15 protein-coding genes are annotated in these 16,592 nt (G+C 64.7%); 10 read left to right on the top strand and 5 right to left on the bottom strand.

From position 1 onward, the window contains the following. The first annotated feature begins 64 nt into the window (after positions 1-64). Complete coding sequence (locus tag GDH07_RS22710; RefSeq protein ID WP_152898998.1) at positions 65-877, top strand: phosphatase PAP2 family protein; 813 nt, start codon at positions 65-67, stop codon at positions 875-877. 48 nt (positions 878-925) lie between these two features. Here the strand turns inward: GDH07_RS22710 and GDH07_RS22705 are convergent, their stop codons facing one another. Continuing rightward, positions 926-1,336 (bottom strand): RNA-binding S4 domain-containing protein, encoded by a 411-nt coding sequence (locus GDH07_RS22705; RefSeq protein WP_053132677.1) that lies wholly within the window; start codon positions 1,334-1,336, stop codon positions 926-928. Between the two features lie 370 nt (positions 1,337-1,706). Between GDH07_RS22705 and rimB the strand changes: the two genes are divergently transcribed. Together rimB and rimK are read left to right on the top strand one after the other, a co-directional pair. Next, positions 1,707-2,189: a retropepsin-like aspartic endopeptidase RimB gene (rimB, locus tag GDH07_RS22700; RefSeq protein ID WP_022644210.1), complete on the top strand. Its 483-nt coding sequence runs from the start codon at positions 1,707-1,709 to the stop codon at positions 2,187-2,189. Next, the gene (gene rimK / locus GDH07_RS22695) at positions 2,186-3,091 is read left to right on the top strand and encodes a 30S ribosomal protein S6--L-glutamate ligase (protein WP_022644209.1); all 906 of its coding nucleotides are present in this window, start codon (positions 2,186-2,188) and stop codon (positions 3,089-3,091) included. The genes rimB and rimK overlap by 4 nt, the downstream gene beginning before the upstream one ends. Positions 3,092-3,159: 68 nt before the next feature. Here rimK and GDH07_RS22690 read toward each other — a convergent pair whose 3' ends face one another. Together GDH07_RS22690 and ompR are read right to left on the bottom strand one after the other, a co-directional pair. After that, positions 3,160-4,473 carry an ATP-binding protein gene (locus GDH07_RS22690; RefSeq protein WP_031321644.1) on the bottom strand — a complete coding sequence of 438 codons (1,314 nt, stop codon included), beginning with the start codon at positions 4,471-4,473 and terminating at the stop codon, positions 3,160-3,162. Between the two features lie 101 nt (positions 4,474-4,574). Beyond that, positions 4,575-5,315, bottom strand: a complete 741-nt coding sequence (ompR, locus tag GDH07_RS22685; RefSeq protein ID WP_022644207.1) for an osmolarity response regulator transcription factor OmpR — start codon at positions 5,313-5,315, stop codon at positions 4,575-4,577. 350 nt (positions 5,316-5,665) lie between these two features. On the opposite strand from ompR, the gene GDH07_RS22680 reads away from it, so the two are divergent. From GDH07_RS22680 to tauD, 7 genes are all read left to right on the top strand, one after another. Beyond that, positions 5,666-7,990 carry a Tex family protein gene (locus GDH07_RS22680; RefSeq protein WP_152898996.1) on the top strand — a complete coding sequence of 775 codons (2,325 nt, stop codon included), beginning with the start codon at positions 5,666-5,668 and terminating at the stop codon, positions 7,988-7,990. Then, complete coding sequence (locus GDH07_RS22675) at positions 7,990-8,373, top strand: PaaI family thioesterase (RefSeq protein ID WP_022644205.1); 384 nt, start codon at positions 7,990-7,992, stop codon at positions 8,371-8,373. Before GDH07_RS22680 ends, GDH07_RS22675 begins: the two co-directional genes overlap by 1 nt. 216 nt (positions 8,374-8,589) lie before the next feature. After that, complete coding sequence (gene gshA / locus GDH07_RS22670) at positions 8,590-10,173, top strand: glutamate--cysteine ligase (protein WP_022644204.1); 1,584 nt, start codon at positions 8,590-8,592, stop codon at positions 10,171-10,173. 231 nt (positions 10,174-10,404) lie between these two features. Then, positions 10,405-11,382 carry a taurine ABC transporter substrate-binding protein gene (gene tauA / locus GDH07_RS22665; RefSeq protein WP_022644203.1) on the top strand — a complete coding sequence of 326 codons (978 nt, stop codon included), beginning with the start codon at positions 10,405-10,407 and terminating at the stop codon, positions 11,380-11,382. 30 nt (positions 11,383-11,412) lie between these two features. Beyond that, a complete protein-coding gene (gene tauB / locus GDH07_RS22660) occupies positions 11,413-12,204 on the top strand; it encodes a taurine ABC transporter ATP-binding subunit (protein ID WP_085598131.1) in 792 nt (263 codons plus the stop codon). Then, entirely contained in the window at positions 12,201-13,037 is an 837-nt protein-coding gene (tauC, locus tag GDH07_RS22655) for a taurine ABC transporter permease TauC (protein ID WP_152898994.1), read from the top strand. The genes tauB and tauC overlap by 4 nt, the downstream gene beginning before the upstream one ends. A gap of 276 nt (positions 13,038-13,313) precedes the next feature. Next, positions 13,314-14,153: a taurine dioxygenase gene (gene tauD, locus GDH07_RS22650; RefSeq protein WP_152898993.1), complete on the top strand. Its 840-nt coding sequence runs from the start codon at positions 13,314-13,316 to the stop codon at positions 14,151-14,153. Between the two features lie 58 nt (positions 14,154-14,211). Here the strand turns inward: tauD and lpdA are convergent, their stop codons facing one another. Both lpdA and GDH07_RS22640 read right to left on the bottom strand, forming a co-directional pair. Further along, the gene (gene lpdA / locus GDH07_RS22645; protein WP_022644200.1) at positions 14,212-15,666 is read right to left on the bottom strand and encodes a dihydrolipoyl dehydrogenase; all 1,455 of its coding nucleotides are present in this window, start codon (positions 15,664-15,666) and stop codon (positions 14,212-14,214) included. Further along, positions 15,663-16,589 carry an alpha/beta hydrolase gene (locus tag GDH07_RS22640; protein WP_178124108.1) on the bottom strand — a complete coding sequence of 309 codons (927 nt, stop codon included), beginning with the start codon at positions 16,587-16,589 and terminating at the stop codon, positions 15,663-15,665. The genes lpdA and GDH07_RS22640 overlap by 4 nt, the downstream gene beginning before the upstream one ends. Between the last annotated feature and the right edge of the window lie 3 nt (positions 16,590-16,592).

The raw sequence follows: 16,592 nt of genomic DNA, 5'->3' as shown, positions 1-16,592 counted from the left end.
AAGCACCGAAAATTGCAGCTTTGCACCATGAGGGTGCAGTTTTTGCGGTGATTGGAGATATTTTATGAACAATCCGGGTTTGTTCCAAGCAAGGTGGAACCTCGGCAAGCTGGTTCTGTGCAATGTACTCCCTTTGGCCCTGCTGGGTTTCTGGTTGTGGCCCACCGGGCAGATGCTTTGCACGATGTTCGACGAGTGGCTGTTTCACCTGCTCAACGCTCCCCTCGCCAACAACTCTACCTGGCTGCATATCTGGGCAGTGGCCAGCCTGCGGCCGTTCGACGTGGTGGTGGGCCTGATCATGCTCGGCCTGCTGATCCGCGGTGACTGGGTCTTCAAGGCGGTGGACGTACGCCGCGCCTTCTTCGGTTTCCTGTCGATCCTGATCCTGATGGTGGTGATTCGCGCGCTGTTTTCCAAGCTGGTGGCCGTGATGAACTGGCAGCACAACAGCCCGTCCATGGTGCTCGAAGGTGCCGTGCACATGAGCGACTACTTCCCGGGCTGGGAAAAGACCTGGGAACTCAAGGACCGCTCCAGCCAGAGTTTCCCTGGCGACCATGCCTCGGTGTTGCTGATCTGGGGCCTGTTCATGGGAGTGTTCAGCCGCAGCGTCGGCCAGTTCCTGCTGGTCTGGGGCCTGACCCTGCTGTTCATGCTGCCGCGCCTGGTCGCCGGAGCCCACTGGGGCCAGGATGACTACATCGGCGGTGTGCTGCTGGCCGTACTGGCCCTCGGCTGGGGCTACTACACCCCCTACGCGGCACGGATGTCGAACTTCCTGCTGCGCCTGACCCATCCGCTGTTCAACCTGATGAGCCGGATGCCGGTGCTGTCGAACATGAGCGTGGTTCGCGCCAGCAGCCTGCTGCGCTAAGCCAGCCGCTGTGGCGAGGGCAGCCTGGGCAGGCTCCCTCGCCCTCCATCACTCATGGCTGCTGCCATGGAACTTGAATAGATCCCGACGCTGTTTCTTGGTGGGCTTGCCCTCGGTGCTCACGCCCAGGGCGCCTGCCTTGCGCTGGGCTGCGGCGGTCTCGCGCTTGGCGATGCTGGCCGGGGTCTCGACATAAAGCGCCTGTGCCTCGGGTGCGCCACGACGCACGATGGACAACGCCTGGACCACGACCGTGCGCTCGTCGAAACCGGTACGCAGCTCATACTCGTCGCCAACCCGCGGCTCCTTGCCCGGTTTGCAACGCTCGCCCCGGTGGTGCACCTTGCCGCTTTCAATGGCCGCCTTGGCCAGGGCCCGGGTCTTGTAGAAGCGTGCTGCCCAAAGCCACTTGTCCAGGCGGACCTTGTCCTCTTCTTCCTGTTGCTGCTTTTGCGCCACGGTGATTCCTCTCGATGAAAAATATCGCAACGGTACGGCTCGCAGACGAGCTCTCGAAAACCTGACCGCTCACCTAAAATACCTCAGGTTGCCCGAGGGATCGTCATGGAGATAACTATCGCCATTTGCCGCCGATTCTGCGTGAATACCGCGGTCTCGGACCAAGACCCGGGACAGGCCGGGCGAACGTCCGGGAGATTGTCACAATCTATGCGGAGTCGGCAGTTAGAGTCGTCGCCGAGAAGGCACGTCAGCCGCGCTCGGCGTGCCCCTCCCGGCAAGCGTGGAGTCCACCTGGCGCAGGCTCGCCCCGACGCCCGGCCCGTATCAGAACCCTGGTCCGGAAAGACCAATTACGGATGTTCCTTTATTGAAGACCTTTGATCATTTGACCGTTGTCGGTCTACGCGAGTGGGTGGCGCTTCCCGACCTGGGAGTGGCCGGCTTGCGCGCCAAGATCGACACCGGCGCCAGCACCTCCAGCCTGCATGCCACCGAGATCGAGCCGTTCGAGCGCGATGGCCAGCAGTGGGTGCGTTTCAACGCGCACCTGGGCAGCGTGGTGCAATTGCGTCACCGGCGTTGCGAAGCGCCGCTGGTGGCGATGAAGACCATCAAGAGCTCCAACGGCCAGGCCCAGGTCCGCTATGTGATCAGCACCACCCTGGCCCTGGGCGATCACGTGTGGCGGGTGGAGTTCACCCTCGCCTGCCGCAAGGCCATGCGCTATCGGTTGCTGCTGGGCTCCAAGGCCCTGATCGATGGCCAGCTGGTGGTCAATCCCGGCCTCAAGTACGTACAAGACAAACCGGTGTTCCCGGTATCCACTACCTCTGCCACAGGTGTTGCATGAAGATCGCCGTGCTGTCGCGTAATCCGCGTCTGTATTCCACTCGCCGCCTGGTCGAGGCCGGCACTGAGCGTGGCCATGAAATGGTAGTGATCGACACCCTGCGCGCCTACATGAACATCGCCAGCCACAAGCCGCAGATCCACTATCGCGGCAAGCCCCTGGAAGGCTTCGATGCGGTGATCCCGCGGATCGGTGCCTCGGTGACTTTCTATGGCTGCGCGGTGTTGCGCCAGTTCGAAATGATGGGGGTATTCCCTCTCAACGAATCGGTGGCCATCGCCCGCTCCCGGGACAAGCTGCGCTCGCTGCAACTGCTGTCGCGGCGTGGCATCGGCTTGCCAGTGACCGGTTTTGCCCACTCCCCGGACGACATCCCCGACCTGATCGAGATGGTCAACGGCGCTCCGCTGGTGATCAAGGTGCTGGAAGGCACCCAGGGCATCGGCGTGGTGCTCTGCGAAACCGCCACCGCGGCGGAGTCGGTGATCGAGGCATTCATGGGCCTGAAGCAGAACATCATGGTCCAGGAGTACATCAAGGAAGCCGGCGGTGCCGACATCCGCTGCTTCGTGGTGGGCGACAAGGTGATCGCGGCCATGAAGCGCCAGGCCAAGCCCGGGGAGTTCCGCTCCAACCTGCACCGTGGCGGCAGCGCCAGCCTGATCAAGATCACCCCGGAAGAACGCATGACCGCGCTGCGGGCGGCCAAGGTCATGGGCCTGAGCGTGGCCGGGGTGGACATCCTGCGCTCCAATCACGGGCCGCTGGTGATGGAGGTCAACTCCTCCCCGGGCCTGGAAGGCATCGAGACCACCACCGGCAAAAACGTGGCGGGGATCATCATCGAGCACATCGAGAAGAATGGCGGGCCGAACATGACCCGCACCAAGGGCAAAGGCTAAAGGCAGCTACAAGCGGTGAGCTTCAAGCGGCAAGATAAGAGCTTGCAGCTTGAAGCTGGCTTCTGCCGCTAATCCGCATCACGTGGCAACAGCAGGCCCAACGGCAGGCGCACCCGCGCCTCCAGCCCGCCGTCAGGGCGGTTGCGCAGCTCGACATTACCGCCATGCATGGCGGCGATCCGCTTGACGATGGCCAGCCCCAGGCCAGTGCCCTTGCCGCCCCGGGCGCGATCGCCCCGGGTGAAGGGGTTGAAGATCGCTTCCAGCTCCGAAGGGTCGATCCCCGCGCCACGGTCCATCACGCTCAGCACCACATAGGGCGCGTTGACGTCGCCCGACAGGTGGGCGGCGACTTCCACGTCCGTCCCCGCATGGTTCAGGGCGTTGCCAATCAGGTTGTTGAGCAGGCGCTTCATCGAGACCCGGCGCAAGGGGAACGCCTGGATCGGCTCCAGGCGCAGGTGCACCCGCTCCTGACTCTGGTTGTAGGGCGCCGCCACTTCCCGCACCAGGTCGTTGAGGTCCACCTCCTCCACCGACTCGTCGCGACCATCGCGGATGAAGGCCAGGAACTGATCGAGGATGGCGTCCATGTCTTCGATGTCGCGCACCATGTCGTCGGTCAGCTCGGTGTGATCGCCCATCAGTTCCAGTGACAGGCGCAATCGGGTCAGCGGCGTACGCAAGTCGTGGGATACCCCGGCCAGCATCAGCTCGCGCTCGCGCCCGGCCTGTTCCACATCTTCGGCCATCTGGTTGAAGGCGCGGTACACCTCGGTCATCTCGCTCGGAGTATCGCTGATGGGCAGGCGCACGCTACGCCCCTGGCCCAGTTGCCGGGCGGCGTAGACCAGGCGCTTGAGCGGCTGGTTGAGCTGGCTGACGAAGATCCACGCCGACGCGGTGGACAGCAAGCCGATGGCCAGGAACCAGCCCAGCACGCTCCAGATCTTCTGCCCGCGCAACGGGTGTGGATACAGCGGTACCTTGAGCCAGCCATCGCCCAGGCTCGGCGCCCGGACCCAAAGCGCCGGCGGCGCATGCATGCGTAGCCGCACCTCGGTGTCGGCCCCCAACTCGGCCTGCATCTGCCGCTGGTAGATCTCGCTGTAGGGCCAGTGCTGCTCGCCGGCAGGCACGCCGCTGCCCACCACCTTGATCAGGCCGGCGGCCTCGGCGATCTGGTCGCGGTTGGATTCATCGGCGGCCCAGTAGGCGCGCAGGGTGAGGGCCACGCCATGGCTGTACTGCCGGTCCACCAGCACGTCCTCGTTCATCAGCAGATAAACCAGGGTCAATGCCTTGGAGAACAGCACCACGATCAGCACCAGCCACAGGGTGCGGGAGAAGAAACTCTGGGGGAACCACAAGGGGGTTTTCATGACAGCCAATACACACTTTGCAGGAGCGAGTCGCGCTCGCAGCGTTGCGGAATGCGAACGCCCGGGTCAGGGCCCGGGCGCTCGCTCCTACAAATCACCGATCACTTGGTCGCTGTGCCATCCGGCACGAACACATAACCCACGCCCCAGACGGTCTGGATATAACGTGGCTTGGAAGGATCGGGTTCGATCATCCGGCGCAGGCGGGAGATCTGCACATCGATGGAGCGCTCCAGGGCGTCCCATTCGCGGCCCCGGGCCAGGTTCATCAGCTTGTCGCGGGTCAGCGGCTGGCGCGCGTTCATCACCAGCGCCTTGAGTACCGCGAACTCACCGGTGGTGAGCATGTGCACCTCGTCGCCGCGCTTGAGCTCGCGGGTGGCCAGGGACAGCTCGTAGTCACCGAAGGTCACGCTTTCGTCTTCGCTGCCCGGGGCACCAGGGACAGGTGCCGACTGGCGACGCAGCACGGCCTTGACCCGGGCCATCAGCTCGTCGGGGTTGAACGGCTTGGCCAGGTAGTCGTCAGCGCCCAGCTCCAGGCCCTTGATACGGCTCAATTCGTCACCCTTGGCGGTGAGCATGATGATCGGGATCTGGTTGTTCGCGCCACGCAGGCGGCGGCAGGCGGTCAGGCCGTCTTCGCCGGGCAGCATCAGGTCGAGGACGACCAGGTTAAATACCTCGCGACCCAGCAGGCGGTCCATCTGCTCGGTGTTCGGGACCGCGCGGGCACGGTAGCCCTTGCTGACGAAGAAACGCTCCAGCAGGCTGCTCAGCCCCGGGTCATCGTCAACAATAAGAATTTTTTCGCCTTCAGCAGTTTGTGCAGTGCTGCTCATTGGATGCTCCTCTAATCTCGGTGCGCATTATGGCGTAGCTGCCGCTATGCGCACCGTGTGCATTGTTAGCAGATTTTTCCTCCATAGCCAGCAAACCCGCTGTCGGCCTGAGGTCGGCGATCGCTTCACAGCTGGGTATAATGCGCCGCCTTTTGTGTCGGGCAACCCTTGATCAGTACCCAGCTGTCGCTTTGTTTTTTTGCCACGACCGGCAGCATTTCCACTATTTCACGGGTCAACAGCCAGCCTTTTGATCCAGGTGGCGGCGCGTACCAGGCCGCTCAACCAGACTCGCCGGGCTTTTTCGTCGTACCCGCGAGCCTGCTTTCACACATTTGCCAGGTGGTTTTATGGACAGCATCAACAGCCGCATTGCCGAGGAACTCGGCGTACGCCCACAACAGGTCGAAGCGGCCGTCGCCCTATTGGATGAAGGCTCCACCGTGCCCTTCATCGCCCGTTACCGCAAAGAAGTCACCGGCAGCCTCGATGACACCCAACTGCGTCATCTGGAAGAGCGCCTGCGCTACCTGCGCGAACTCGACGAGCGCCGCGCCAGCATCCTGGCCAGCATCGAGGAACAGGGCAAGCTGACCCCGGAACTGGCTCGCGAAATCAAGCTGGCCGACACCAAGACCCGCCTCGAAGACCTCTACCTGCCGTACAAGCAGAAGCGCCGCACCAAGGGCCAGATCGCCCTGGAAGCCGGCCTCGGCGAGCTGGCCGATGGCCTGTCCAACGACCCGAGCCTGGCTCCGGAAGCCGAAGCCGCACGCTTCGTCGATGGGGAAAAAGGCGTGGCCGACATCAAGGCCGCCCTGGAAGGCGCCAAGTACATCCTCATGGAGCGCTTCGCCGAAGACGCCGGCCTGCTGGACAAGCTGCGCAACTTCCTCAAGCAGGAAGCCACCCTCAGCGCCCGCGTGGTGGCTGGCAAGGAAGAGGAAGGCGCGAAGTTTCGCGACTACTTCGAACACGACGAACCGCTCAAGAGCATGCCGTCGCACCGCGCCCTGGCGATCTTCCGCGGGCGCAACGAAGGCATCCTCAGCTCCGCGCTGAAGGTCGGCGACGAGCTACCAGGCACCATGCACCCCTGCGAAGGCATGATCGGCCAGCATGTGGGCATCCAGAACCAGAACCGTCCGGCCGACAAGTGGCTCGGCGAAGTGGTGCGCTGGACCTGGAAGGTCAAGCTCTACACCCACTTGGAGACCGACCTCTTGGGCGAGCTGCGCGACGGCGCCGAGACCGAGGCGATCAACGTCTTCGCCCACAACCTGCACGACCTGCTGCTGGCCGCCCCGGCCGGCCCGCGCGCCACCCTGGGCCTGGACCCGGGCCTGCGGACCGGCTGCAAGGTGGCGGTAGTGGACGCCACCGGCAAGCTGCTGGACCACGCCACCGTCTACCCCCACGTACCGCACAACAAGTGGGACCAGACCATCGCCACCCTGGCCGCCCTGTGCGCCAAGCACTCGGTGGACCTGATCGCCATCGGCAACGGCACCGCCAGCCGCGAGACCGACAAGCTGGCCGCCGACCTGATCAAGAAGTACCCGGCCATGCGCATGACCAAGGTCATGGTCTCCGAAGCCGGCGCCTCGGTGTACTCGGCCTCGGAACTGGCGGCCAAGGAATTCCCGGACCTGGACGTGTCGATCCGTGGCGCGGTCTCCATCGCTCGCCGCCTGCAAGATCCGCTGGCGGAGCTGGTGAAGATCGATCCGAAGTCCATCGGTGTCGGCCAGTACCAGCACGACGTCTCGCAGCTGAAACTGGCCCGAGGCCTGGACGCGGTAGTGGAAGACTGCGTGAACGCCGTGGGCGTCGACGTCAATACCGCCTCCGTGGCCCTGCTGGCGCGGATCTCCGGCCTCAACGCGACCCTGGCGCAGAACATCGTCAGCCACCGCGACGAACACGGTGCCTTCAAGACTCGCGCCGCCCTGAAGAAAGTCGCCCGCCTGGGTGAAAAGACCTTCGAACAGGCCGCCGGCTTCCTGCGTGTAATGAACGGCGACAACCCGCTGGACGCCTCGGCGGTGCACCCGGAAGCCTATCCGCTGGTGCAGCGCATCGCCGCCGACACCGGCCGTGACATCCGCTCGCTGATCGGCGACAGCGGCTTCCTCAAGCGCCTGGAGCCATCGAAGTTCACCGACGAGACCTTCGGCCTGCCCACCGTCACCGACATCCTCCAGGAACTGGACAAACCCGGCCGCGACCCGCGCCCCGAGTTCAAGACCGCCGAGTTCCAGGAAGGCGTCGAAGACCTCAAGGACCTGCAACTGGGGATGATCCTCGAAGGCGTGGTGACCAACGTCACCAACTTCGGTGCCTTCGTCGATATCGGCGTGCACCAGGACGGCCTGGTGCACATCTCGGCGCTGTCGGAGAAGTTCATCAAGGACCCGCGTGAAGCGGTGAAGGCCGGCGACGTAGTCAAGGTCAAGGTCATGGAAGTGGATATCCCGCGCAAGCGCGTGGGCCTGTCGATGCGCATGAGCGACACCCCCGGCGAGAAGATCGATGGCGCCCGCGGCAGCCGTCCGGGGGCGAGCCCGCGCTCTTCCCAGGGCAATGCCCCGCGCAAGGAAACCGCCACCGCGGCACCGGCCAACAACGCCATGGCCTCGCTGTTCGCCAACGCCAAGCAGTTGAAGAAGCGCTGATGGAGATTCCAGCCGGCCTGACCGAAAGCGCCTTCAGCCAACTGCTCGGCTGCCGCCTGCAGCGCCTGGAGGTCGGCGAGGCGGACGTGGCCCTGGAGCTGACCCCGCAATTGCGCAATCGCGGGCAAAAGCTCCACGGCGGGGCGATCTTCAGCCTGGTGGACATCGCCATGGGCCTGGCCTGTTCCAGTACCCATGGCTTCGACCAGCAGAGCGCCACCATCGAGTGCAAGATCAACTACATCCGCGCGGTCGCCGAAGGTGAGGTGTTGTGCCGGGCCAGGGTGATCCACCCCGGCCGCCGTACCCTGGTGGTCGAGGCAGACGTGATCCAGGGCGAAAAACTGGTCGCAAAAGCGCAAGGCACCTTCGCGGTCCTATAGCTGCCCGTCATCGAATTGGGTTAATTTCGGCGCTGCGAAAGCGGCGTCGGGGTTTTCCTGCCCACGCTAGAGCCAGATTCAGGGACGGAGCACTGGCGTTTTCAGGTGAGTCGGCTTGACTCAGGAACCAGGCGAAAACGCCAGTTTTAACTCCACCCTTGTAGACCGTCCTGCCCACCCCCATATTGGGGCGACTGACGCGTGAAGGAATCCAACTTGAGCGAACTTCTCAACCGCCGCCTGGCCTTGCTCGGCGAGCGCGCTAACCTCTCCCTGCTCGAGCAGTGCCTGCACGGCATCGAACGTGAATGCCTGCGGGTTACCGGCGAAGGCCGCCTGGCCCAGACCCCGCATCCGGAAGAACTGGGTTCCGCGCTGACCAACGAACAGATCACCACCGACTATTCCGAGTCGCTGCTGGAGTTCATCACCCCGGCCCTCAAGGACCCGGCGGACACCCTGGCCAGCCTCGACAAGATCCATCGCTTCGCCTACAGCAAACTCGGCAACGAGTACCTGTGGAGTCCATCGATGCCGTGCCCACTGCCGGCCGAGGAAGACATCCCGATCGCCTACTACGGCACCTCCAATATCGGCCAGCTCAAGTACGTCTATCGCAAGGGCCTGGCCCTGCGCTACGGCAAGACCATGCAGTGCATCGCCGGCATCCACTACAACTTCTCCCTGCCCGAGCCGTTGTGGCCGCTGCTCAGGGAGGCCGAGGGCTTCGTCGGCACCGACCGTGACTACCAGTCCGCCGCCTATATCGCCCTGATCCGCAACTTCCGCCGCTACAGCTGGCTGCTGATGTACCTGTTCGGCGCTTCGCCGGCCCTGGATGCGGGTTTCCTGCGGGGCCGCTCGCACCAGCTGGAGCAGTTCGACGCCGAGACCCTGTACCTGCCCTACGCCACCAGCCTGCGCATGAGCGACCTGGGCTACCAGAGCAAGGCCCAGGCCGGCCTGACCCCTTGCTACAACGATCTGAACAGCTACACCGACAGCCTGCGCAAGGCGGTGGCCACGCCCTATGCACCCTACGTGGAGGTCGGCACCCACAAGGATGGCGAGTGGGTCCAGCTGAACACCAACATCCTGCAGATCGAGAACGAGTACTACTCCAACATCCGTCCCAAGCGCGTGACCTACACCGGCGAACGGCCGATCCAGGCCCTGATGGCCCGGGGCGTGCAGTACGTGGAAGTGCGCTGCCTGGACATCAACCCGTTCCTGCCCCTGGGCATCGACGTGCAGGAAGCCCGCTTCCTCGACGCCTTCCTGCTGTACTGCGCCCTCAACGACAGCCCGCTGCTGGAGAACACCGAGTGCGGCAACGCCACCTCGAACTTCCTCAGCGTGGTCAAGGAAGGCCGGCGTCCGGGCCTGCAGTTGCAGCGTCGCGGGCAAGCGGTGGACATGAAGGAATGGGCCGCCGAGCTGCTGGAGAACATCGCCCCGCTGGCCGCCCTGCTGGACCAGAGCCACGGTAGCGATGAGCACAGCAAGGCGCTGGACGCCCAGCTGGCCAAGGTCAAGGATTCGTCCCTGACGCCATCGGCCCAGGTCCTGGCGGCCATGACCGAGCACAAGGAGAGCTTCAGCCAGTTCTCCCTGCGCCAGAGCCTGGCCCACGCCGAGCATTTCCGTAGCCAGGCCCTGGCCAAGGAAGAGCAGGCGGCGTTCGAAGACGCGGCGCGCAAGTCCCTGGAACAGCAGGCCGAACTGGAACAGAACGAAGTGGGGGATTTCGACGTCTTCGTCGGTGCCTACCAGGCCAGCATCCTGGCCATCAGCAACTGATAGATACACCGCGCTGCATGCATCGCGAGCAAGCTTCGCTCCTACACGGCACCGTCCTGTAGGAGCGAGCGGGCGACGATCCGACTTGCCAGCGATGAAGCGCGACGCGCTTCCCCTCTTCAACTCGTTCTCTCTTTCTAAGCTAATTCTAAAACGTTATTTATTTTATAATTCTTAGATCATTTAGGCTCCTCCCACGCCGATCAACGGCCGCCTATGAGGAGCTTCATCGTGAAACTGCATTTCCCCCTTCGCCTCCTGGCGGCCGCCTCCCTGGCCGCAGCGAGCTTCCTTGCCCAGGCGGCCGATTTCACCGTCGCCTACCAGACCACCGTCGATCCGGCCAAGGTCGCCCAGGCCGACGGCAGCTACGAAAAAGCCACCAAGGCCAGCATCGACTGGCGCAAGTTCGACAACGGCGCCGACATCATTGCCGCCATCGCCTCCGGTGACGTGCAGATCGGCTACCTGGGCTCCAGCCCCCTGACCGCAGCCGTCACCCGCAAGGTGCCGGTGGAAACCTTCCTGATCGCCACCCAGATCGGCGCCGCCGAGGCCCTGGTGGCCCGCGACGGCTCCGGGATCAACACCCCCCAGGACCTGGTGGGCAAGAAGATTGCCGTGCCCTTCGTCTCCACCGGCCACTACAGCCTGCTGGCGGCCCTCAAGCACTGGAACATCGACCCGGCCAAGGTCCAGGTACTCAACCTGGCGCCGCCGGCGATCATCGCCGCCTGGAAGCGCGGCGACATCGACGCCACCTACGTCTGGGACCCTGCCCTGGGCGTGGCCAAGGAAAACGGCAAGGTGCTGATCACCTCGGGCGAGCTGGCCAAATCCGGCGCGCCGACCTTCGACGCCTGGATCGTGCGCAAGGATTTCGCCCAGAAGCACCCGGAAATCGTCAGCGCTTTCGCCAAGGTGACCCTGGATGCCTACGCCGACTACCGCAAGGACCCGCAGGCCTGGCTGGCCAACCAGGGCAACGTCGACAAGCTGGTGAAGCTCTCCGGAGCCAAGGCCGGCGACATCCCCCTGCTGCTGCAAGGCAACGTCTACCCGCTGGCCGCCGACCAGGTCGCAAGCCTCGGCGCGCCGACCACCAAGGCCATCACCGACACTGCGGTATTCCTCAAGGAACAAGGCAAGGTCGAAGCCGTGCTGCCGGACTACGCCCCCTACGTCAGCGCCCGGTTCATCAGCAACTAAGGCTGCGCGTTCGCAAAGGAGACAGCCGTCATGGCTTTGCTACAACTGGAGCGCATCAGCGCACAGTACCCCGGCGCCGCCGAACCGGTGCTGGCCGATATCTCCCTGACCCTGGGGCCACAGCAACTGCTGGTCGCCCTGGGGCCCTCCGGTAGCGGCAAGACTTCGTTGCTCAACCTGATCGCCGGTTTCGTCGAGCCCAGCGCCGGGCGCATCAGCCTCGATGGCGTACCGGTGCAAGGCCCTGGCGCCGAGCGTGGCGTGGTGTTCCAGGACGATGCCCTGCTGCCCTGGCAGGACGTACTGGCCAACGTCGCCTTCGGCCTGGAGCTGGCTGGCGTGCCGCGTGGGAAGCGCGAAGCCCGGGCCCGGGAAATGCTCGCCCTGGTGGACCTGGCCGGTTTCGACAAGCGGCGCATCTGGCAGCTCTCCGGGGGTCAGAAGCAACGTGTCGGACTGGCTCGCGCCCTGGCCGCCGATCCACGGCTGCTGCTGATGGACGAGCCTTTCGGCGCCCTGGACGCCTTCACTCGCGAGCAGATGCAGGAACTGTTGCTGCAAGTCTGGCGACGTACCGCCAAGCCAGTGTTCCTCATCACCCACGACATCGAGGAAGCGGTGTTCTTGGCCACCGACCTGATTCTCCTGGCGCCCAACCCGGGCCAGATCGTCGAGCGCCTGCACCTGGACTTCGGCCAACGGTATGCCGCCGGCGAGTCGGCCCGAGCGATCAAGTCCGATCCACGCTTCATCGAAACCCGCGAGCACGTGTTGGCGCGGGTGTTCTCCCAACGCAGCAGCCAGCAGCAGGAGCGCCCATGAGCAGCTACGAGATTCCCGCCACCGCCAGCCACGAGACCCACTCCAGGCCGTTGCCGGCGCGGCGCAGTCTGAGCACCCGCTGGATCAGCGTGCTGACCCTGGTCGGCCTGCTGGCGCTGTGGTGGGCGGTCACCGCCAGCGGCCTGGTGGAACCGCTGTTCCTGCCCTCGCCTGGGGCCGTGCTGCAAAAGGGCTGGTTGCTGGCCACCAGCGGCTACATGGACGCCACCTTGTGGCAGCACCTGGCCGCGAGCCTGCAACGTATCGGCCTGGGCCTGGGCCTGGCGGTGCTGACGGCGATCCCGGTGGGCATCGCCATCGGCGCCAACCGCGTCGCCCGGGGCGTGCTCGACCCATTGATCGAGTTCTACCGGCCGATCCCGCCTTTGGCCTACCTGCCCTTGATCGTGATCTGGTGTGGCATTGGCGAGCTGTCCAAGGTGCTGCTGATCTACCTGGCGATCTTCGCCCCGATCGCCATCGCCACCGCCACCGGCGTGCGCACCGTCGACCCGGCCAAGCTGCGGGCGGCGCAGTCCCTAGGGGCGACCCGGGTCCAGCTGATCCGCCATGTGATCCTGCCCAGCGCCTTGCCGGACATCCTCACCGGAATCCGCATCGGCCTCGGCGTGGGCTGGTCGACCCTGGTGGCCGCCGAACTGATCGCCGCCACCAGCGGCCTTGGGTTCATGGTGCAGTCCGCCGCGCAGTTCCTGGTCACCGATGTAGTGGTGCTGGGGATCCTGGTGATCGCGGTGATCGCCTTCGCCATGGAGATGGGCTTGCGGGCCCTGCAGCGCAAGCTGGTGCCCTGGCATGGCCAGAGCCATTGACTGGCGCCTGCCTTGCGTCGACCGCGTTACTTGCTGCGTCGGCTGTCTGTAGCCGCTGCCGAGCTCTGGCGAGGCTGCGTACGGCTGCGCAGCAGACGCCAAGCCATGCACCGCGGCCTGCCTGGCTGATCGCTGCGAGAGCTACGCGCTCGATCGCAGCCTCGCCATGGCTCGACAGGGGCCACCAGGCCCATGCAAGCCAGCAACATTCAGATCGATACAGATAAAACCTAATCCGACCACGCCGACCGTTCGGCGCCGCACACGAGAACCAGCATGAGCCTGACCATCACCCCCTTGAGTTCCGCCCTTGGCGCGCAGATCGACGGCATCGATATCAGCCAGCCCCTGGACGACAAGCAGCGCGACGCCATCGAGCAAGCCCTGCTCGAGCATCAGGTACTGTTCTTTCGCAATCAGCCGATCACCCCGCAGCAGCAGGCGCGTTTCGCCGCCAACTTCGGTGACCTGCATATCCACCCGATCTACCCCAACGTACCGGAACAGCCTGAAGTACTGATCCTCGACACCGCCGAGACCGATGTGCGCGACAACGCCATCTGGCACACCGATGTCACCTTCCTGCCGACCCCGGCACTGGGCGCGGTGCTCAGCGCCAAGCTGCTGCCCAAGTTCGGCGGCGACACCCTGTGGGCCAGCGGCATCGCTGCCTACGAGGCGCTGTCGGAACCGATGAAGAACCTGCTGCAAGGCCTGACCGCCACCCACGAGTTCATCAAGTCCTTCCCCCTGGAGCGCTTCGGCAATACCCCCGAAGACCTGGCGCGCTGGGAAGAGACCCGGCGCAAGAACCCACCGCTATCGCACCCGGTGATCCGCACCCACCCGGTGAGCGGGCGCAAGTCGCTGTTCGTCAACGATGGCTTCACCACCCGGATCAACGAACTGTCGGACAGCGAGAGCGAAGCCATTCTCAAGCTGCTGTTCACCCACGCCACGCGCCCGGAATTCACCATTCGCTGGCGCTGGCAGGAAAACGACGTGGCGTTCTGGGACAACCGCGTGACCCAGCACTACGCCGTGGATGACTACCGTCCACAGCGCCGGGTAATGCAGCGCGCGACCATTCTCGGGGATGCGCCGTTCTTCCGCTGAAACGCGACGGCGCTGACAGGTCCCGGCCCCGCTGAATCACGGGGCCGGGCACGGCTCGCTAGTTGACGCTGGCGGCCGGTTTCTTCTTGCGGTTGCCGATGTGGATGGCGTGGCCATTCACCGACAGCGCCGCCTCATGCAGTGCCTCGGACAGGGTCGGATGGGAGAACACCATCATCCCCAGGTCTTCGGCGCTGGTGCCGAACTCCATGCCGATGGCGCCTTCCTGGACCAGCTCTGCGGCGCCGGGCCCGATCACATGCACGCCCAGCACCCGGTCGGTGCCAGCATCGGCGATCACCTTGACCAGCCCCGCAGTGTCGTTGGCCGCCATGGCCCGGCTGCTGGCGGAGAAGGGGAAGGTGCCGATGTTCAGCTCGACGCCCGCGGCCTTGAGCGCCTGTTCGGTCTGGCCGACCCAGGCGATTTCCGGGTGGGTGTAGATCACCGAGGGAATCAGCTCGTAGTTGAGCGGATGCGAATGCCCGGCAAGGCTTTCGGCGACCATCACGCCCTCTTCCGAAGCCTTGTGCGCCAGCATCGGCCCGCGCACCACGTCACCGATGGCATACACCCCGGGAACGCTGGTCAGGCACTGGCCGTCGACATGGATGAAACCCCGCTCGTCCAGTTGCACGCCGCTGTCGGCGGCCAGCAGGTCGGTGGTCAAGGGACGCCGGCCAACGGCAACGATCAACCGGTCGAAGGTCTGCTGCTTGTCCTCGCCAGCCTCGGTCAGGCTGACCTTGACGCTATCGCCTTGCACCTCGGAAGCGGTCACCCGGGCGCCGAGGCGGATATCCAGGCCCTGCTTGCCGAGGATCTTCTGCGCTTCCTTGGCGATCTGCGCATCCACCGCCGGCAGGAAGCTGTCGAGGGCTTCGAGTACCGTCACCTCGGCTCCCAGGCGGGCCCAGACCGAACCCAGCTCCAGGCCGATGACCCCGGCGCCGATGACCCCGAGGCGCTTGGGCACGCTGGTGAATTCCAGGGCGCCGGTGGAGTCGACGATCACCTCCCCGGTCAGGGGCGCTGCCGGGATGTCGATCGGCTGCGAACCGGGGGCCAGGATGACGTGCTCGGCGCTGATGCGCTGGGTGCTGCCGTCGGCGGCAGTGACCTCCACTTCCTTGTTGGCCAGCAGCTTGCCGTGGCCTTCCAGCACCGCCACGCCATTGGCCTTGAACAGCGAGGCGATGCCGCCGTTGAAGTTGCGTACCACGTTGTCCTTGCGGGCCAGCATCGTCGCCACGTCCATCTGCGGGTTGCTGATGCCGATGCCGTGCACCTCGAAGCCGTGGCGCGCCTCATAGTAGTGATGGGAGCTGTCGAGCAGCGCCTTGGAGGGAATGCAGCCTACGTTCAGGCAGGTACCGCCCAGGGCGGTCTTGCCGTCCTTGCCCTTGTAGCGCTCGATACAGACCGTCTTCAGTCCCAGTTGCGCCGCGCGGATCGCGGCTACATAACCACCGGGGCCCGCGCCGATAACGATCACATCGTAACTTTCACTCATAGGTTGCCGTCCTTTGCACAGACAAAATCGACCACGGCTCCCATGGTCGCCCTGTCCTTGAGAATTTTCAGATGACCAAGCCCGCGGGTCTGCAGGACCTGCCGGTGCCGCAACCCCTGGGCGAAGGATTGCAGGTCGTCTGCCGGAACCTCCTGGTCCTGCTGGTCATGGACCAGCAGCACCGGGATGTCTACCTGTTGGCCGTAACGGCTGACCGCCAGGCTGCCCATGTCTTTCTGATAGCGTTGCTCGACCAGGCGTTGCATGCGCCGCCTGACGTCGTCGTTGATCCAGAGGAACGCCGCGAAACGCCGGACAACGTTTTCAATGTCGGCCGGCGCCGCCACCAGCACCGCGCGCTGGAAACCCTTGCCGATGTCGGTGCTCAAAGCGTAGCCCGCTGCGGCGCCACCCAGGGAATGACCGATCACGGTATCGAAGGGGCCCAACTGCTGCTGGACCTGGTCGAGCATGCTGACGAAGGTCGGCAGCGACGCCTGCCGGCCACCGCTGCCGCCATGGCCGATGCAGTCGAAGGACAAGACTTCGCAGCCTTGCTCCAGCAATAGCGGGATCAAGTACTGCCACTGGGTACTGGCACCACTCCAGCCATGTACCAGTACCACCCGGCGCCGAACCTGCGAAGGCGTCCAGCGGAAGCAGCGCAAGCGCCCGTCCCCGGTTTCCAGGTCTTGCACCGTGGCACTGGGCAGCGTCTGCGGGAAATGCTGGCGCAGCCGCTGTGGCGTGGTGAAGATCTTCAACGCCCGCTGCGCAGCCCGCTGCGGAAGAAGCCGCGACTCAATCCAGAAGCTGCAGCGCAGCGCGCCCAGGACCGTGTTGTAGATGCCCTTGAACAGCATCTTCCTGAAACTGCTGCGCCGGGCCCTGGCCGCCACCGGCGGGTGTTCTTGAGTCGCCATCTT

This window comes from Pseudomonas piscis (genome assembly GCF_009380155.1).
Taxonomy (GTDB): domain Bacteria; phylum Pseudomonadota; class Gammaproteobacteria; order Pseudomonadales; family Pseudomonadaceae; genus Aquipseudomonas; species Aquipseudomonas piscis.
The sequence above is the reverse complement of the archived record's forward strand: the minus strand, read 5'-3'. Positions and strand labels throughout refer to the sequence as shown.